General features: G+C 68.1%; 15 protein-coding genes. 11 read left to right on the top strand and 4 right to left on the bottom strand.

Annotated elements, in window-relative coordinates; all coding sequences use genetic code 11:
* The first annotated feature begins 152 nt into the window (after positions 1-152).
* From truA to EC845_RS11735, 8 genes are all read left to right on the top strand, one after another.
* The gene (gene truA / locus EC845_RS11770; RefSeq protein WP_123298290.1) at positions 153-959 is read left to right on the top strand and encodes a tRNA pseudouridine(38-40) synthase TruA; all 807 of its coding nucleotides are present in this window, start codon (positions 153-155) and stop codon (positions 957-959) included.
* A gap of 121 nt (positions 960-1,080) precedes the next feature.
* Positions 1,081-1,809, top strand: a complete 729-nt coding sequence (locus EC845_RS11765) for a phosphoribosylanthranilate isomerase (RefSeq protein WP_123298289.1) — start codon at positions 1,081-1,083, stop codon at positions 1,807-1,809.
* A gap of 16 nt (positions 1,810-1,825) precedes the next feature.
* Positions 1,826-3,025 carry a tryptophan synthase subunit beta gene (gene trpB, locus EC845_RS11760; protein WP_123298288.1) on the top strand — a complete coding sequence of 400 codons (1,200 nt, stop codon included), beginning with the start codon at positions 1,826-1,828 and terminating at the stop codon, positions 3,023-3,025.
* Positions 3,026-3,036: 11 nt separating this feature from the next.
* Positions 3,037-3,846 carry a tryptophan synthase subunit alpha gene (trpA, locus tag EC845_RS11755; protein WP_123298287.1) on the top strand — a complete coding sequence of 270 codons (810 nt, stop codon included), beginning with the start codon at positions 3,037-3,039 and terminating at the stop codon, positions 3,844-3,846.
* 202 nt (positions 3,847-4,048) lie between these two features.
* Positions 4,049-4,927, top strand: a complete 879-nt coding sequence (gene accD / locus EC845_RS11750) for an acetyl-CoA carboxylase, carboxyltransferase subunit beta (protein ID WP_123298286.1) — start codon at positions 4,049-4,051, stop codon at positions 4,925-4,927.
* A 64-nt stretch (positions 4,928-4,991) separates the two neighbouring features.
* Positions 4,992-5,672, top strand: a complete 681-nt coding sequence (locus tag EC845_RS11745) for an LON peptidase substrate-binding domain-containing protein (RefSeq protein ID WP_123298285.1) — start codon at positions 4,992-4,994, stop codon at positions 5,670-5,672.
* Positions 5,673-5,719: 47 nt separating this feature from the next.
* The gene (locus EC845_RS11740) at positions 5,720-6,385 is read left to right on the top strand and encodes a chromate transporter (RefSeq protein WP_123298284.1); all 666 of its coding nucleotides are present in this window, start codon (positions 5,720-5,722) and stop codon (positions 6,383-6,385) included.
* Positions 6,382-6,954 (top strand): chromate transporter, encoded by a 573-nt coding sequence (locus EC845_RS11735; protein ID WP_123298283.1) that lies wholly within the window; start codon positions 6,382-6,384, stop codon positions 6,952-6,954. Before EC845_RS11740 ends, EC845_RS11735 begins: the two co-directional genes overlap by 4 nt.
* Here EC845_RS11735 and EC845_RS11730 read toward each other — a convergent pair.
* On the bottom strand, positions 6,951-7,502 hold the full coding sequence (locus EC845_RS11730) for an NADPH-dependent FMN reductase (RefSeq protein ID WP_123298282.1): 552 nt from the start codon (positions 7,500-7,502) through the stop codon (positions 6,951-6,953). The genes EC845_RS11735 and EC845_RS11730 overlap by 4 nt on opposite strands.
* A 306-nt stretch (positions 7,503-7,808) precedes the next feature.
* On the opposite strand from EC845_RS11730, the gene EC845_RS11725 reads away from it, so the two are divergent.
* The 3 genes from EC845_RS11725 to EC845_RS11715 all read left to right on the top strand — a co-directional run bounded on the left by EC845_RS11725 (position 7,809) and on the right by EC845_RS11715 (position 13,194).
* Positions 7,809-8,087 carry an oxidative damage protection protein gene (locus EC845_RS11725; protein ID WP_123298281.1) on the top strand — a complete coding sequence of 93 codons (279 nt, stop codon included), beginning with the start codon at positions 7,809-7,811 and terminating at the stop codon, positions 8,085-8,087.
* A 129-nt stretch (positions 8,088-8,216) separates the two neighbouring features.
* Entirely contained in the window at positions 8,217-10,382 is a 2,166-nt protein-coding gene (gene mnmC, locus EC845_RS11720) for an FAD-dependent 5-carboxymethylaminomethyl-2-thiouridine(34) oxidoreductase MnmC (protein WP_158615683.1), read from the top strand.
* 175 nt (positions 10,383-10,557) lie between these two features.
* Positions 10,558-13,194: an EAL domain-containing protein gene (locus EC845_RS11715; protein WP_123298279.1), complete on the top strand. Its 2,637-nt coding sequence runs from the start codon at positions 10,558-10,560 to the stop codon at positions 13,192-13,194.
* An 87-nt stretch (positions 13,195-13,281) separates the two neighbouring features.
* Here the strand turns inward: EC845_RS11715 and EC845_RS11710 are convergent, their stop codons facing one another.
* Genes EC845_RS11710 through EC845_RS11700 form a run of 3 tightly spaced genes read right to left on the bottom strand, consistent with a single transcriptional unit; the run spans position 13,282 to position 17,560 of the window.
* Positions 13,282-15,435, bottom strand: coding sequence for a TIM-barrel domain-containing protein (locus tag EC845_RS11710; protein ID WP_123298278.1), 2,154 nt, complete (start codon positions 15,433-15,435; stop codon positions 13,282-13,284).
* Positions 15,436-15,451: 16 nt separating this feature from the next.
* Entirely contained in the window at positions 15,452-16,477 is a 1,026-nt protein-coding gene (locus EC845_RS11705; protein ID WP_123298277.1) for an ABC transporter ATP-binding protein, read from the bottom strand.
* 33 nt (positions 16,478-16,510) lie between these two features.
* Complete coding sequence (locus EC845_RS11700; RefSeq protein WP_123298276.1) at positions 16,511-17,560, bottom strand: carbohydrate ABC transporter permease; 1,050 nt, start codon at positions 17,558-17,560, stop codon at positions 16,511-16,513.
* Between the last annotated feature and the right edge of the window lies 1 nt (position 17,561).

Raw genomic sequence — 17,561 nt, 5'->3', positions numbered from 1 at the left:
ACAACCTCTTGAGCCGTGCTTTGGGCAAACCCGACAATTATCCCCCACCCCCGGGAACGTGTTCGGCAGGTTTTCATGGGACGCGTTGCCGCGGCGCGCGGTAGCATACCGCTTTTGCCTTCGTGGCCCTTGCCGGGCCGGACTCCCGATTCATGCGCATTGCCCTCGGCCTCAGTTACAACGGCGCCGCCTACGAAGGCTGGCAGAGCCAGCCCTCCGGCCGCACCGTGCAGGATCACCTCGAGCGTGCGCTGGGCCGGTTCGCGGGCGATGGCAGCGGTCCGCTGTCGACGCTCTGTGCCGGCCGCACCGACTCGGGCGTCCACGGCCTGATGCAGGTCGTGCACTTCGACACCGAGATCACCCGCGACGATTTTTCCTGGGTGCGCGGCACCAATGCGCATCTGCCGCCCGACATCGCGGTGCAGTGGGCACGGCGTGTACCCGATGCCTTTCACGCCCGCGGCAGCGCCACGGCGCGGCGCTATGCCTACGTGCTGCTGGAGTCGCCGGTGCGCCCCAGCGTGGAAGCCGGGCGCGTGGGCTGGGTCTTCAAGCCGCTGTCCCTGCCCGCCATGCAGGCTGCGGCCCGGCACCTGGTCGGCGAGCACGACTTCACCTCGTTCCGTGCCTCGGCCTGCCAGGCGCTGTCGCCCGTGAAACACCTGCGCCGAATCGACATCGGCCGCAAGGGCCAGCCCGACGGCAGCGCCTACTGGCGCTTCGAATTCGAGGCCAATGCCTTTCTGCACCACATGATCCGCAACCTGATGGGCAGCCTGATCGCCGTGGGTCAGGGTCAGCATGCCCCGGACTGGATGGCAGAGGTGCTCGCCGCCCGCAGCCGCGATGCCGCCTCGCCGACGTTTTCGCCGCATGGTCTGTACTTTCTGGGGCCGGTCTACAGCGAATCCTGGCACTTGCCCGCGCGCACCGCGGCCTTCGACTGGCTGCCCTGAACGCCTGCGGGCCCCGGCCATGGCCGGTGCAGCGCGGCATGCACTGCGCGACAATGTCTCCTGGGGCCTTGCCGCCTGGGCTCATGCCCTCCCGTCTTCTCCTATTTGTCCTTGCCACGCCATGACTGCTGACTTCTCTCCCGCGCCGGCACCCGGCGCTGCCCCCGGCCTTCGCCGTACACGGATCAAGATCTGCGGCCTGACCCGCGAGCAGGACGTGGCCGCAGCCGTGCAGGCCGGGGCCGATGCCATCGGTTTTGTGCTCTATCCCAAGAGCCCGCGCCACGTCAGCATCGAACGGGCACGCGAACTGGCGCGAGACCTGCCGGCGTTCGTCACGCCCGTGCTGCTGGTGGTCAACGAGACCCCGCAGTCCCTGCAGGACATCGTGCGCCAGATGCCCTGGGCCACGCTGCAGTTCCACGGCGACGAGTCGCCCTCGCAGTGCGAAGCGTCGGGACATCCCCACATCCGCGCCGCGCGCATTCCGCTCGACGCGGGCGCTGCGGGCTTCGATCTCGTAGAATATGCAAAGCAGCACGCCGCCGCCCAGGCCATCCTGGTCGATGCCCATGTCTCCGGGTATGGCGGCGCCGGCCTTTCCTTCGACTGGAACGCATTCAATTGGTCACATCCCGCAATCGCCGCCAGCTCTCGTCTCGTTTTGTCTGGTGGACTCACGCCTGCAAACGTGACCGATGGCATCTTGCAAGTCCGGCCCTGGGCCGTTGACGTGAGCTCCGGGGTCGAGGCCGCCAAAGGCATCAAGGACCCCGGCAAGATTCAGCGCTTCGTGGCCGCCGTGCGGGCGGCCGATGCGCTTGTGGCGCAATCCGCGTCTCTCGATTGATACGGAATCGACATCCATGTTTGAATACCAGCAACCCGATGCCCTGGGTCACTTCGGCATCTACGGCGGCAGTTTTGCGGCCGAAACCCTGAGCCAGGCGCTCGGCGAACTCAAGGACGCCTACGCCAGATACCAGAACGACCCCGACTTCCTGGCCGAGTACCACGACGAACTGGCCCACTACGTGGGCCGGCCCAGTCCGGTCTACCATGCCTCGCGCATCAGCCGCGAGCTCGGCGGCGCCCAGATCTACCTCAAGCGCGAAGACCTCAACCACACCGGCGCACACAAGATCAACAACGTGATCGGCCAGGCCCTGCTGGCACGCCGCATGGGCAAGCCCCGCGTCATCGCCGAAACCGGCGCCGGTCAGCACGGCGTGGCCACGGCCACCATCGCGGCTCGCTACGGCCTCGAATGCGTGGTCTACATGGGCAGCGAGGACGTCAAGCGCCAGGCCGCCAACGTCTACCGCATGAAACTGCTGGGCGCCACCGTGGTGCCCGTGGAATCCGGCAGCAAGACGCTCAAGGACGCCCTCAACGAGGCCATGCGCGACTGGGTCACGCACATCGAGAACACCTTCTACATCATCGGCACGGTGGCGGGTCCCCACCCCTACCCGATGATGGTCCGCGACTTCCAGCGCGTGATCGGCGACGAATGCCTGACCCAGATGCCCGAGTACGCGGGCCGGCAGCCCGACGCGGTCATCGCGGCCGTCGGCGGCGGCAGCAATGCCATGGGCATCTTCTACCCCTACATTCCGCATGAATCGGTTCGCCTGATCGGCGTGGAAGCAGCCGGCGAAGGCATGGACACGCCCCGCCACGCGGCTTCGCTCAACAAGGGCACGCCCGGCGTGCTGCACGGCAACCGCATGTACCTGCTGCAGGACGAAGACGGCCAGGTCCAGGAAACGCACTCGGTGAGCGCCGGCCTGGACTATCCGGGCGTGGGCCCCGAGCACTGCTACCTCAAGGACATCGGCCGCGCCGAGTATGTCGGCATCACCGACGACGAGGCCCTGGCGGCTTTCCACTACCTGTGTCGTGCCGAAGGCATCATTCCGGCGCTGGAATCCAGCCATGCGGCAGCCCACGCCTTCAAGCTGGCGCCCACGCTCGCCAAGGACAGCATCCTGCTGGTCAACCTCTCGGGCCGCGGCGACAAGGACATGCACACCGTCGCCGAGCGCGCAGGCATCACGCTGTAAGGAGCACCGCCATGAGTCGTATCCAAGCCTGCTTCGAGCAGTTGCAGTCGGCTGGCCGCAAGGCGCTGATTCCCTATGTCACGGCAGGCGATCCCTATGCCGACATCACGGTCGACCTGATGCTGGGCATGGCCCGCGCGGGTGCCGACGTGATCGAGCTGGGCGTGCCCTTCTCCGATCCGATGGCCGACGGTCCGGTGATCCAGAAGGCCTCCGAGCGTGCGCTGGCCAAGGGCGTCACGCTGGTCCGGGTGCTCGAGATGGTCAAGGCCTTCCGCACCCAGAACGACAGCACGCCCGTGGTGCTGATGGGTTATGCCAACCCGGTCGAGCGCTACGACCAGCGCCACGGTCCGGGCCGTTTTGCGCAGGACGCGGCCGAAGCCGGCGTCGACGGCGTGCTGATCGTGGACTACCCGCCCGAGGAAGCCCAGGATTTCACACGCGAACTGCAGCGGTACGGGCTGGACCCCATCTTCCTGCTGGCCCCGACCTCGACCGAATCGCGCATCCGCGCGGTCGCCGAGATCGCCTCGGGCTATGTCTACTATGTGTCGCTCAAGGGTGTGACCGGCGCGGGCACGCTCGACACCGAGGCCGTCGCACAGGCGCTGCCGCGCATCCGCGAACACGTCAAGGTGCCGCTGGGCGTGGGCTTCGGCATCCGCGATGCGCAGACGGCACGCGCCATCGCCGACGTCTCCGACGCCGTGGTCATCGGCAGCCGGCTGATCCAGCTCATCGAGAGCCAGCCGCACGAAAAAGTCGTGGGCACCGCGGTCACCTTCATCCGCGACATCCGCCGCGCGCTCGACGCCTGATCCCCTGTGCCGCCGCCGCCCCGAGGCACGGCGGCCCCGGGGCGATTAAAATAGCGGCCAAATGCCTCTTCCACCCTGGAGAGGCTGCGGCCCGGCCCCGGCCTTTTGTCTGTGCCGGGCGCGTGTTGCCCTTTTTTCATCTTGCCCCGATCACGGCGCTCCCTTGCGGGGGATACGCCGTCCCAACAGGAAAGCGAACGACATGTCCTGGCTCGAAAAACTGCTGCCCCCGAAGATCCAGCCCACCGACCCGGCCGAACGCCGTGCCATCCCCGAAGGCCTGTGGATCAAGTGCCCGAGCTGCGAAACGGTGCTCTACAAGACCGACCTGGAACAGAACCTCAACGTCTGCCCCAAGTGCGATCACCACATGCGCATCGGTTCGCGCGCCCGCCTCGACGGCCTGCTGGATGCCGAAGGCCGCTACGAGATCGGCCAGGAAGTCCTGCCGGTCGATGCGCTGAAGTTCAAGGACAGCCGCAAGTACCCCGATCGCCTCAAGGAAGCCATGGAGAGCACCGGTGAGACCGATGCGCTGGTGGTGATCGGTGGCTCGATCCAGAGCATCAACGTGGTGGTCGCCTGCTTCGAGTTCGATTTCATGGCCGGCTCCATGGGTTCGGTGGTCGGCGAGCGTTTCGTGCGCGGCGTCGAGACCGCCATCGAACAGAAAGTCCCCTTCATCTGCTTCACCGCCACCGGCGGCGCGCGCATGCAGGAAGGCCTGCTGTCGCTGATGCAGATGGCCAAGACCAATGCGTCGCTCACACGCCTGGCCAAGAAGGGCCTGCCCTACATCAGCGTGCTGACGGATCCGACCATGGGTGGCGTGTCCGCCGGTTTTGCCTTCATGGGCGATATCGTGGTGGCCGAACCCAAGGCGCTGATCGGCTTTGCCGGCCCCCGCGTGATCGAGAACACCGTGCGCGAAAAACTGCCGCCGGGTTTCCAGCGCGCCGAGTTCCTGCTGCGCAAGGGCGCGGTCGACTTCATCTGCGACCGACGCAAGCTGCGCGCCACGCTGGCGAGTTCGCTGGCGATGCTCCAGCGCATGCCGGCCGACGCCGTCGCCGAGGACTGAAGACCCCGGCACCCGCACCGCCGATCCGGCCATCGCCCCGCCCATCTGACTCCAGGACCTTTCCATGACTTCAGATGCGCGGGGTGTTTTTTCGAATGGACAGGCCGAGCGGTTGCCGCTGTTCCCGCTGGGCACCGTGCTTTTGCCCGACGGCGTGCTGCCGCTGCGGGTATTCGAGGTGCGTTACCTCGAGATGATCGGCCAATGCCTGCGCGACGGCCAGCCTTTCGGGGTGGTGCTGCTCGAACGCGGCACCGAGGTGCGCCGGCCGGGCCAGGCCGAACGGCTCGCGGGCGTGGCCACCTGCGCCCGCATCGTGGCGCACGAAAGGCCCCAGCCCGGCCTCATCCAACTGGTCTGCCACGGCTTCGAGCGCGTGCGGCTGCACCAGGCGCATCAGGAAAAGAACGGCCTGTGGGTGTCCCAGGCCACCGTCCTGCCGCAGGACGATCCCGGCTGGGGTGTCCTCCCCGACCTCGAACCGGCGGTTCACCTGCTGGCGCAATTGCTGGATCGCGCAGGCGGCTCGAAAGGCCGCGCAGCAGCCCAGCCGGCCGATCCGCACCCGCGGCCCCTGTTCGCCGGCCAGCCGCAACTGAAACAGCCGGGCTGGGTCGCCAACCGCTGGATCGAACTGCTGCCGCTCGACATGCGCCGCAAACAGCAGCTGCTCGAGGTCGACAGCCCCATCCTCCGGCTGGAACTCGTTGCCGACCTGCTGCGCCAGCACCGCCTCATCGAATGAGCTTTGTACAGTCCTGCCGGACTGCCCCGCCCCTTGCTTTGTCCGCCATGCCGTCCTTGCCCCCCGCCCAGCCCTCCGCACCCGACACCCCCACCGCCACGGCTTCGCCCTTCCAGCCGCAATCCAAGTGGCAGTTGTTCCTGGCCTTCTCGAGCCTGGCCATGCAAGGCTTCGGCGGTGTGCTGACCGTCGTGCAGCGCGAGATGGTCGAGAAGAAAAAATGGATGACGCCGGCCGAGTTCATCGAGGACTGGACGGTGGCGCAGATCCTGCCGGGCCCCAACGTGGTCAATCTGGCGCTGATGCTGGGTGACCGCTACTTCGGCTGGCGCGGTTCGCTGGCCGCCCTGGCCGGGCTGTTCGCGGTGCCGCTGGTGCTGGTTCTTTCGCTGACCCTGGCCTACGAGCAGTTTCTGCACGTCGAAGCGGTACGGGGAGCGCTCAAGGGCATGGGAGCCGTCGCGGCAGGCCTGATCATGGCCACCGGGGTCAAGCTGATCGGCTCGCTGCGGCTCAATCCCATGGGCATGACCGTCAGCGTGCTGTTCATGCTGGTCACTTTCGGCTGCGTGGCCTTGCTGCACTGGTCCCTGGTGTGGACGCTGCTGGGTGTCGGCAGCCCGGCCTACGCCTGGGCCTGGCTGCGCATCAGGCGGCTCGACGCCCAGCGCCGCGCTGCCGCACAGGCCGGCAACGGCGAGGGCGCGCCATGAACGCCGCGGCCTTGAGCCTCGCCGACTGGCTGGCCCTGTTCACCCATTTCCTGTCGCTGTCGCTGCTGGCCGTGGGCGGCGCGATCACCACCATTCCCGACATGCACCGCTACCTGGTGGGCGAGCAACGATGGCTCACCGACGCGCAGTTCACGCAATCGGTCGCGATCGCGCAGTCCTCGCCCGGCCCCAATGTGCTGTTCGTGGGCCTGCTGGGCTGGCACATCGGTTCGGCCATGGGTTGGCTGGGCGGCCTGCTCGGCATGGCGGTGTCGATGGTCGGCATCCTGCTGCCGTCGAGCGCATTGACCCTGGTGGCCGCGCGCTGGGCCCAGCACAACCGCGAGCGCCTGGGCGTGCGGGCCTTCAAGATCGGTCTGGCCCCCCTGACCGTCGGCCTCATCATCGCCACGGGCTGGGTGCTGATGGTGCCTGTCGCGCAATGGAGCACGGGCTGGCGTTCGCTGGTGGTGACCGCGGTGGCCCTGCTGCTGATGTGGCGCACCCGCATCCACCTGCTCTGGCTGATCGCCGGCGGGGCGCTGGCCGGCGCGCTGGGCTTCTATTAGGCCTCGAGTTTCTTGATCCAGGCGACGTAGCCGTCGACCCAGCCCTGCAGGAACTTGCGGGTGCCTTCGTTGTCGATGTGTCCCTTGTCGTCGATCAGGCCGTCCTTGAATTGCAGGAAGACCTCGGGGCCCGCATAGACCGAAACCTGCTGGCCGACCAGCACGCCGCGCAGGTGCTGCTGGGCGATGGCGGTGCCCACCCCGCTGGGCGAGGTGCCGATCACGCCCGCGGCCTTGCCCTGCCACGAGCTCTTGCCCCAGGGGCGCGAGGCCTGGTCGAGCGCATTCTTGAGCACGCCCGGAATGGAGCGGTTGTATTCGGGGGTGACGAACAGCAGACCGTCGGCGGCCTCGACCGCGGCCTTGAGCGCCACGACGGCATCGGCCTGATGGTCGTCGTCGTCCTGGTTGTAGAGCGGGAGCTGGCCGATATCGAGGTGCTCGAACACGAACTCCTCGGGCGCCAGAGCCGCCAGGGCCAGGGCCAGCCGGCGGTTGTAGGAATCCTTGCGCAAACTGCCGATCAGCACGGCGATTTTGTAGCTCATGAGTCGCACTCCTGTGTGTGTCTATTCCGCCCGGTGAACTTTCGATGGGCCGGCGTCCCGGGCCGTGTGCGCCGACTGCTGGCCAGTCTAGGCCAGTCGCTCCCCGAACCGCGTCGGAGAGCGCCCATGATGAGCCGGTCGGCCGCGTGCGGCAAGACTGTTCGGCGCACGGGGCCTTGACCGCAAATCGCCGGGACGGAAGACGAAACTTGGTACAGTCTCCCCCCTGGCGCCGGCCTCGGGCTGGCCACCCGCCCAACGGCCGTGCGCACGAACGTACGGCCCTCCATTCAAGGACAAAACCCCATGGCACGTACCGTCAAATGCATCAAACTCGGCATCGAGGCCGAAGGTCTGGACACACCCGTCTATCCGGGCGAACTCGGCAAACGCATCTTCGAGAACGTCAGCAAGCAGGCTTGGGCCGAATGGCTGCGCCAGCAGACCATGCTGGTCAACGAGAACCGCCTCAACCTCGCCGATGCCCGCGCCCGCCAGTACCTGGCTCGCCAGATGGAAAAACACTTCTTCGGCGAAGGTGCCGACCAGGTGGCCGGTTACGTTCCGCAAGGTCCGAACGAGTGATCGGGCGGATCGGACTCACGACCGGCCGGTGAACGGCCGCGTCGGTGTCCATCCCCTTCAGAGGCTGGCTGCGGCCAGCCTCTTTTGCTTCCACGCTTGTTTTTTTCCGTCCCTTCTTTTCCCCTCGACGTGCCCGCCGTTCCCCCCTCCTCGCCTCCGGACGCAGATGCCTTCGCACCCGTTCCCGCCTGGCCGCCGGCCACCGGCAGCGGTGCGCCGACCGAACTGCAGTGGGATCTCCAGCGCGGCGTGCCTTTTTCGCCGCGTTTCGGCGACATCTACCACTCCGAGGCCGGTGCGCTGCAGCAAAGCCGCTACGTGTTCATGCAGGGCTGCGAAGTCCAGACACGCTGGCGCCACCGGGACCGTTTCTGCATCGTCGAAACAGGTTTTGGCCTGGGCCTGAACTTCATGGCCACCTGGCTCGAGTGGCTGGCCGACGACGCGCGCTGCGCCCATTTGCACCTGGTGAGCCTCGAGGCCTATCCGGTGACGCCCGCCGACATCTTGCGTGCCGTGGCCCGCTCGCCGAGCCTGGCCGAGGTGGCCCACCTGGCGTCCCAACTGGCCGCGGTCTACCCCCAGCCGGCCGGGCCCGGCCTGCACCGCATGCTGTTCGTCCATCCGCGCGACGCCCGTCATTGCGTCACGCTCACGCTGGTGGTGGGCGATGCCGCGCAATGGCTGCCTCGTCTGCAATTGCAGGCCGATGCGGCCTATCTGGACGGATTCTCGCCCGCCAGGAACCCGGATCTCTGGCAACCCCGCGTGTTCAAGGGCCTGGCACGGCTGATGCGGCCCCAGGCCCTGCTGGCCACCTGGACCATCGCGGCCGCGGTGCGCAAGGGCTTGACCGAAGCCGGCTTCGTTCTGCAGCGACGCCCCGGCCTGCCGCCCAAGCGCGATGCGCTGCAAGGACGGCTGGTGCCCTGGCGCGACCGCGCAGCGCACGGGCTGGCGGCGCCCGCCGCGCCTGCCCTGGCCCCTCCGCCGCCGCCCACGCGGCGGCGAGCGCTGGTCATCGGTGCCGGGCTGGCAGGTGCGGCCTGCTGCTGGGCCCTGGCGCGGCGCGGCTGGTCGGTGACGCTGCTGGATGCCGCCAGCGGACCGGCACAGGGCGCGTCGGGCCTGCCCGTCGGTCTGTGCCTGCCGCACGTGTCGCCCGACGACGCCGTGATCTCCCGGCTGTCGAGGGCCGGCGTGGCCTGGATGCGGCAGACGCTGGCGCTGACCGGGCTGCCTGCCGCAGCCTGGCAAAGCGGCGAGATCTGGCAGGCCCTGCCGCGTCAGGACAGCGCTTCGTCACGCCACGCCGACGACGACGCAGGCTTGCCGGCCACGGACGGATCGCCGGCGGCCGAAGGCGCCCCGGTGTTCGTGCCCGACGCGACACTGCCCGGCGGCTACCGCGGAGCGGCCTTGCGCCATGCGCAGGGGCTGCGCATCCAGGGGGCTGCGCTCGTGGCGCACTGGCTGGCGGCCAGCCCCGGACTGACGATGCACTGGCATCAGGCCGTGGCCGCACTGCGCCCACTGCCCACCCCGGCGACGCCAGGCCCAGCCGCCGCCGATACGGCCCCGGTCTGGCAGGCGCTCGACGCCCAGGGCCGACCGCTGGCCGAAGCCGAGCTGGTGGTGGTCGCCACCGCCATGGACAGCCTCGGCCTGCTGGATTTCGGAACCGCGCCGGATGCCTCCGCGCTGGCCCCCGTGCGTGGCCAGATCACGCTGGGCCGGGCCACCGGCCAGACACCGGCGCCACCGCTCACGGGCAACGGGCATTTCATCGGCAATTGGCCCGGTTCGGCCAGCGCCGCACGCTGGGATTGGGCCATGGGCTCGAGTTTCGAGCGCGGCGACACGGACATGCAGCCCCGCCCGAGTTCGGATCTCGACAACCTGGCCAAGCTGCAATCGCTGGCGCCGGAATGGGCCCAGGCCCTGGCGCCGCAGTTCGGCTCTGCCCTGCAGAGCCGCGAGCCCGGTCTGTCGCCCTGGGTGCAGATCCGCGCGACCACGCCCGACCGCCTGCCCCTGGCCGGCCCCCTGCCCGACCTGGCCGCACTGGGCACGCAGCGCCCGGGCGGCGGGCTGCGCCTGTCCGAACTGCCCCGGCTGGCGGGTCTCTACACGCTCAGCGGCCTGGGCGCGCGCGGGCTCAGCCTGGCCGCCTTGTGCGCCGAACACATCGCCAGCCATGCCGGTGGCGATCCCTGGCCGATCGAACGCCAGTTGGCCGATGCCGTGGACCCGGCACGCTGGGCTCTCCAGCAGAACCGTCGGCCGCACGGCTGACGATCCCCGATCACCGTCCAGCCGGAACCGCCGGCGGCGGCCGGCGGCGGCCGGGCATCGCGACCCGACGCACGGTCCGTGTCCGCGCCTCGCAACACCTTGCGGCGTGCGCCTCGCCCGCCCCACGGTGCCTGGCGCCCGTTCACGTTACCATCGCGTGCTCCAGGTATCCGCCATGCACAAAACCGTCTTTGCACGCTGGGCCGCGACACGCCGCAACCGCCAATTGATTTCGCGCATCCTGCCCGCCCTCTGTGCACTTCTGCTGCTCATCGGCCTGGGCGGCACGCTGCTGGTCAAGAATGCCCTGAGCCAGGATACGGACGTCCAGCAGCGCTCGCGCACCTTCATCGCCCGCACCTTCGACCAGGTCCGCAACGAGCTGGCTCGCAACACCATCAACTACAGCAAGTGGGGCGAGGCCTACCGCAATCTGCATCTCAAGGTCGACAAGAACTGGGCCGACGATCAGCGCAATGTCGGCGACATTCCCTATGACCTCTACGGCTACAACGGTGCGCTGGTGATCGGTCCGCAGGACCACACCGTCTACGCCGTCATCGACGGCCAGGCCGCCTCCGTGCAGGCCGGCGACTGGCTCGAAGGCGACGTCGCCGGCCTGGTCGCCGCGGCCCGCGAGCCCAGCCAGGAAAACTTCAGCGTGGTGCGCGCTTTCCGCGTGGGGGGCGTGCCCGCCCTCGCTGCCGCCGGGACGATAACGCCAGGCTGGGATCCCTCGATCCAGCGCACCACGGGGCCTGCATCGGTGCTGCTGTTCGTCACCGTGCTCGACGCCGGCAAGCTGACCCATCTCAGCGAGACCTACGGCCTGCCGATCCTGACCCCGTCGAACGCCCCGTTGCCCGGCCAGGAATCGATGCCGCTGCTGGACTCCGGCATCCAGATGAACTGGAATCCACCGCAACCCGGCCTGGCATTGCTGAAGCAGACGCTGCCGCTTTTCGGCGCCGGCGTGCTGGCTCTGGCCATCGTGCTCACCCTGCTGCTGCGGCACGCGCTGGTGTCCGCACGCCAGCTCGATGCCCAGTTCGACGCGGTGCGCGCCAGCGAAGCCGAGCTCAGAAGCAGCGAACGCCGCTTCCGCGACATTGCCGAGGCCTCGTCCGACTGGCTCTGGGAAGTGGATGCCCAGGGCCGCCTGACCTACCTCTCCGAACGTTTCACAGAGGTCACGCGGGCTCGCCGGGAAGACTGGCTGGGCCAGCCCCTGGCCGACCTGCTGCAGTCCCAGGGACTCTCGCTGCACCGATGGCTGCAGGCCCAGGCCCGGCCGGGCAAAGGCGAGCGCGACGCGCTTCTGTGCCACTACCACGACAGCACCGGGCGGCGCCGCATCTGCACCGTCACCGCCCGCGCCATCCGCGGCGAGGACGGCGAAGCAACGGTCGGCCATCGCGGCACGGCCACGGACATCACCGACGAGGTCGAAGCCCAGGCCGAGGTCCGCCATCTCTCGCTGCACGACGCGCTCACCGGCCTGCCCAACCGCCGCAGGCTTCATCAGTTCCTCGACCAGCACCTGGCAGACCCGCAACCCGACCCGAACCTGGACCCGGCGTCCGCTGCGGTCGTGCGCCCCGCGACGCTGACGCTGCTGAGCCTGGATCTCGACCGCTTCAAGCCGGTCAACGATGCTTTCGGCCACGCCGCCGGCGACCAGGTGCTGCAGGACGTCGCCCGCCGCCTGAGGCTCCACGCCGGGCCCGAAGGCCTGGTGGCGCGCCTGGGCGGCGACGAGTTCGTGTTGGCACTTCCCGGAATCGAAGACATGCAGCAGATCACCCGGATCTGCACCGCGCTGGTGGATGACCTGTGCCGGCCCTTTGTGCTCGGCCCGCAGCAGGTCTACATCGGGACCAGCATCGGCATCACCCTGGCGCCCACCCATGCGAGTACCACCGAAGAACTGCTGCGCCTGGGGGATATCGCGCTCTACCAGGCCAAGGCGGCCGGTCGCAACACCTGGCGGGTCTACACCGCGGCCATGAACACGCAACTCGTCGAGCGCCGGCACCTCGAGGACGACCTGCGCCGGGCACTGAACGAAGGCCAGTTGCGCCTGCACTACCAGCCCCGCTATGCCACGGCGGACGGCACGCTCCGCAGTTGCGAGGCGCTGGTGCGCTGGCAACATCCGCAGCGTGGACTGCTGCCGCCCGACCTGTTCATTCCGCTGGCCGAAGACACCGGCCTCATCCAGCCGCTGGGCCGCTGGGTGCTCGAAACGGCCTGCCGAGAAGCCGCCCGGTGGCCGGACGACATCGGTGTTTCGGTCAATCTATCGCCCGGGCAGTTCGGCGAACACAGCGACATCCCCGGCGATGTCGCCCGTGCGCTGCATGCCAGCGGACTGCCGGCCCACCGCCTCGAGCTCGAGATCACCGAACGCGTGCTGCTGGCGCACGACCAGGCTGCACTGGCCACGCTGCAGGCGCTCAAGGATCTGGGCGTCCGCCTGAGCCTGGACGACTTCGGCACCGGCTTTTCATCGCTGGCCTACCTGCGCCGCTACCCGCTCGACGGCATCAAGATCGACCGCAGCTTCATCGCCGAGCTCGCCAGCAGCGGCAACGACCGGGCCATCGTGCAGGCCCTCGGCGACCTCGGCCGTTCGCTGGGCATCACCGTCACCGCCGAAGGCGTGGAAACGCCCGAGCAGCTCGCCTGCCTGCGCCTGCACCCCTGCGACGAAGTGCAGGGCTTCCATTTCAGCCGGCCGCTGCCCGCGCAGGCGCTGGCCGAGCTCTTTGCGCTGGCGCGGCAGCCCGGCAATCGCATGCCCGCCGGTTGAAAAAAAGCCGCATGGCCCAGGCCACCGGCCTGCAAGCCGGCGCCCCGCGCCATGCGGCTGCAGGTCGGGCCCGGGGGCCGACGGCCGTCAGAACGACAGCACTTCGCTCACCGGATCGTCGAAGGCCGCGACCTGTCCCGCCTTCGGGCTGGCGACCGGGATGCGGGCGCCCTGCCGCACAAAGATCGGCAGGTGTTCCAGCGGCGCCTCGACCGTGTGCTCGCGTCCGGCCTCGTAAGGCTCGCGGGTGTCCAGCGCAAACCAGCGTTCGCCGGCCGGCAGTGCGGGCAGATAGACACGACGCGTTACCGCGCCTTCCTCCACCACGGGCGCGACCAGCAGCCAGTCGCCCAGCATGAAGTCGTCGCTGTCGGTCAGACAGGCCACATCGTCCGGGAAGTTGAAGAAGGTGGGACGAATGATGGGCACATGCGTCTGCGACGCCTGCTCGAAGCACTGCCACAGGTAGGGCATGAGCCGGTAGCGCAGGCCGATGGCATTGCGCACCGCGTCCTCGACCTCGGCATGCATCCACGGCAGGTTGGTCACGCCCCCCTCTTTCCACGAATTCATCACCATGCGCGGATTGAGACTGCAGGCCTGGACCCAGCGCAGCAGCAGTTCCGGACTGGGAACCGGGCCATAGAAGCCCCCCACGTCGTGCCCGATGTTGAACATGCCCGACAGACTCATCTGCAGGCCGGTGCGGATGTTCCACTTCAGCGTGGCCCAGCTGGTGGTGTTGTCGCCCGACCAGGTCTGCGCGTAACGCTGCAGACCGGGAGGGCCGGCGCGCGTGATGGTGTAGATGGGCTCGTCGTCGCCCTGCGTGCGCGCATGTTCCTGCTGGGCCTCGAAGGTGGCGCGGGTCATGAGCAGGCCGTGCAGCGGACGGCTGCGGTGCATGGGCATGGGCTGGCCCCAGCCGTCCGAATACGCATCCTCGGCCTGAATCGCGTACTCGTTGTTGTCGTTCCAGCCGACATCGATGCCGCGATCCAGGATCTCGGCCTTCAGTTGCGACTTCCACCAGGCGACCGCGCCTTCGCGGGTGAAGTCCAGGTGCGAACCCTGGCCGTCCCAGTAGGGCTCGAGCACGGGCTTGCCGTTGTCCCGGTGCTGCAGGAACGCACCCTCTCCCGCCAGTTTCTCGTAAGACGGGTGGTCGTCGAGCAGACAGGGCTTGAGGTTGGCCACGATGCGCATGCCCGCCGCGTGGAACTTGGCGTTGACGGCTTCGGGATCCGGGAACTTGCTGCGGTTCCAGGTGAACACGTAGCGCTGCTTGCCGCGGCTCGAATAGCCCGAGCCGTAGTGGAAGGACGAGATCGGGATCCGGCGGCTCACGCATTCGTCGATGAAGGCGTCGAGGCGGACCTGCGCATCGGGTGCATCGGGCAGGCCCATGGCCGTCTGCGCGTAGCCGACCGACCAGCGCGGCGGCAGGTGGGTGCCGCCGATGAGCTGCACGAACTGCGACACCACCTCGGCCGGCGTGCGGCCCACCATGATGTAGTAGTCGAGATCGCCGTCGTCGATGTCCAGCGTGCGAAAGAAGTCGTGATAGTTGTCGTGCTCGCAGCCCAGATCGAACGTGCAGGCCGACAGCGTGTCGTAGTACACGCCCGTCCACAGGCCGTCGACCGTGCGTGTCATGAGGAAAGGCCAGTGCTTGTAGAGCGGATCGCCGTTGCGGGGGTCGTAGCCCAGCGAATCCTGGCCCATGCAGCGCAGGCGGCGCCCGTGCAGATTGAGCGGACCGGTCTTGTCGCCCAGGCCGAAGTACTGCTCGCTCGGATGCCGCACCACGCAGTGCCGGACCAGGCCGGTGCGGCGCTCGCCGAGGTAGGCGCTCGTGCCGCGGTCGCGCAGGTAGATGCGGCCGCTCTCGGGATCGGACCACTCCAGGCCCACGGCCCGGCCCGGGCCGCCGTGCAGGCGAACCGCCAGTTGGCCGGTCTGCAGCAGCGGCTCATCGGCGGTCTGCGCGATCGCGGGCCGCGCGAAGCCGTCGAGACTGGCACGGTCGCGTCCGGTCCACGGCACATCCTGCCCGGCCACCGGGCTGATGGCCCAGGTGCGCGGCTCCTTGTAGCCCTGCGCGGTCTCCCACGTCACACGGGCCATGGTAGGGGTCAGGAAGGCCAGCTTCAGTTGGCCGCCGCCGTCCAGGGGGGCACGCGCATCGGCATCGGCCTGGCCGGGATCGAGCTGCCAGCCCGAGGTGCTTAACGGAGTCATAGAGTCTCAAGTCCTTTTACAGTCGTTGGTCGTTGGAATCGAAGGCATGGACATTGCCGGCGTCTGCCGTCATGTGGATCACGTCCTGCGGCGCATCGTTGCGGTCGCCGGGCAGCAGCAGCTCCACCGGCGTCTGGTCGGGCAGCCTGGCCTGCACCAGTCGCTGCGCGCCCAGGTACTCGCTGCCCGCAACCGTCAGCGCCAGCCCCTGTCCGGCGGGCGCCGGGACCCAGTGTTCGGGGCGGATGCCGATCTGCTTCGCCGCAGCCGGCACCGCGGCCGCCAGCGCCGGGCAGGCCCGCACCAGCTCGGCCGGCAGGAAGTTCATGCGCGGGCTGCCGATGAAGCCGGCCACGAAGGTGTTGCAGGGCTTTTCGTACAGCACCTGCGGCGCACCGATCTGTTCGATGCGGCCGGCGCGCAGCACCACGATCTTGTCGGCCATGGTCATGGCCTCGACCTGGTCGTGCGTGACGTAGATCATGGTTGCACGCAGCCGCCGGTGCAGCTCGCGCAGCTCCGAGCGCATGGAAATGCGCAGTTCGGCGTCCAGGTTGGAGAGCGGCTCGTCGAACAGGAAGATCTTGGGATTGCGCACGATCGCACGCCCGATCGCCACCCGCTGCCGCTGCCCGCCCGACAGTTGCGTGGGCTTGCGCGCCAGCAGTTGGTCGAGCCGCAGCAGCGCAGCCGCGCTGCGCACTTTCTGCTCGATCTCGGCCTTGGGCACCTTGGCGTTCTCCAGGCCAAAAGCCATGTTGTCGTACACCGTCATGTGCGGATAGAGCGCGTAGGACTGGAACACCATGGCACAGCCGCGATCGGCCGCCCCGACGTCGTTGACGCGCTGGCCGTCGATCAGCAGATCGCCGGATGTCGGCATGTCCAGCCCCGCGATCATGCGCAGCAGCGTGGATTTTCCGCAGCCCGACGGGCCCACGAACACCACGAATTCGCCGTCCTTGACCTGCAGGTCGACCCCCGGGATCACGCGGGTCTGGTCAAACGTCTTTTCTATCGATTTCAGTTCTAGAGTGGACAAGATGGAGTCCTTGCAAAAGGGAAGAGGCCCGGCTTACTTGACGCCGGCGCTGGCGATGCCCGTGGTGATGTAGCGCTGCAGGAACGCAAACACCAGGGTCACCGGCAACAGGGTGATGACCGTCATGGCCAGCAGGTAATGCCACTGCGTATTGAGCTCACCCTGGAAGGAGTTGAGCGCCAGCTGCAGCGTGAAGAATTCGCTCTTGGAGAGCACGATCAAGGGCAGCAGGAAGTCGTTCCACCGCCACATCACCGAAAAAATCGCCAGCACCGCCAGCGCAGGGGCCGACAGCGGCAACACGATGCGCCAGTAGATGCGCCACTCGCTCGCATGGTCCATGCGCGCCGCCTCGATCAGTTCGTCCGGAATGGTCAGCATGTACTGACGCAGCAGGAAGACCCCCGTCGGCGTCGCCACGGCGGGCAAGATCACCCCCCACAGGCTGTTGAGCAGCCCGGTCTCGTTGATCACCAGGAACACCGGCACCAGGATGATGGTGGGCGGAATCATCAGCGTGGCGATGATCAGCAGGAACACGGCTTTCTGCCCCGCGAAGCGGTACTTCGACAGCGCGAAGGCCGCCATCGAGTTGAACAGCAAGGTCAGCAGGGTCGCCACCACGGTGATGAAGACGCTGTTCCACAGGTAGGTGCCGAAGGTGAACTTGTGGAAGATGTCGACGTAGTTGTTCCAGGCGAACGACAGTTCGTTGACCGGCTTGCGCTGGTTGATGTTGACCCGCACCGTGTCGTCGGGTGCCGCCGGATCCACCATGTTGGCCATGATGCCGATGCGGTTGACCTGGGCGAGCTCGCGCACGCCGCCGTCCGGCGTCCTGACCTCGAACAGCGGCAGCGGCTGCTCGTGCCCCTCCACCTGCACCACCTTCTGCGCGTAGGGCAGGAAGGTGGGCGGGAACTGGCCGATCGAGGCCTCGGTCTTGAACGACGACATCACCAGCCACAGCACCGGCCCGAACATCGTCAGCAGGCCCACGAACAGGTAGGCATAACTCATCACGTCGGTCCAGTGCAGCCGGCGGCGTCCACGGGTACGGAGAAGGAATTCGGTCACACGCATG

Origin of the sequence: Comamonas sp. BIGb0124, assembly GCF_003752175.1 — a bacterium.
Taxonomy (GTDB): domain Bacteria; phylum Pseudomonadota; class Gammaproteobacteria; order Burkholderiales; family Burkholderiaceae_C; genus Comamonas_F.
The sequence above is the reverse complement of the archived record's forward strand: the minus strand, read 5'-3'. Positions and strand labels throughout refer to the sequence as shown.

Bases quoted from the DNA above. Each gene is read 5' to 3' on its own strand.
- truA (WP_123298290.1), top strand. From the start codon at position 153: ATGCGCATTGCCCTCGGCCTCAGTTACAACGGCGCCGCCTACGAAGGC.
- EC845_RS11765 (WP_123298289.1), top strand. From the start codon at position 1,081: ATGACTGCTGACTTCTCTCCCGCGCCGGCACCCGGCGCTGCCCCCGGC.
- trpB (WP_123298288.1), top strand. From the start codon at position 1,826: ATGTTTGAATACCAGCAACCCGATGCCCTGGGTCACTTCGGCATCTAC.
- trpA (WP_123298287.1), top strand. From the start codon at position 3,037: ATGAGTCGTATCCAAGCCTGCTTCGAGCAGTTGCAGTCGGCTGGCCGC.
- accD (WP_123298286.1), top strand. From the start codon at position 4,049: ATGTCCTGGCTCGAAAAACTGCTGCCCCCGAAGATCCAGCCCACCGAC.
- EC845_RS11745 (WP_123298285.1), top strand. From the start codon at position 4,992: ATGACTTCAGATGCGCGGGGTGTTTTTTCGAATGGACAGGCCGAGCGG.
- EC845_RS11740 (WP_123298284.1), top strand. From the start codon at position 5,720: ATGCCGTCCTTGCCCCCCGCCCAGCCCTCCGCACCCGACACCCCCACC.
- EC845_RS11735 (WP_123298283.1), top strand. From the start codon at position 6,382: ATGAACGCCGCGGCCTTGAGCCTCGCCGACTGGCTGGCCCTGTTCACC.
- EC845_RS11730 (WP_123298282.1), bottom strand. From the start codon at position 7,502: ATGAGCTACAAAATCGCCGTGCTGATCGGCAGTTTGCGCAAGGATTCC.
- EC845_RS11725 (WP_123298281.1), top strand. From the start codon at position 7,809: ATGGCACGTACCGTCAAATGCATCAAACTCGGCATCGAGGCCGAAGGT.
- EC845_RS11715 (WP_123298279.1), top strand. From the start codon at position 10,558: ATGCACAAAACCGTCTTTGCACGCTGGGCCGCGACACGCCGCAACCGC.
- EC845_RS11710 (WP_123298278.1), bottom strand. From the start codon at position 15,435: ATGACTCCGTTAAGCACCTCGGGCTGGCAGCTCGATCCCGGCCAGGCC.
- EC845_RS11700 (WP_123298276.1), bottom strand. From the start codon at position 17,560: ATGCGTGTGACCGAATTCCTTCTCCGTACCCGTGGACGCCGCCGGCTG.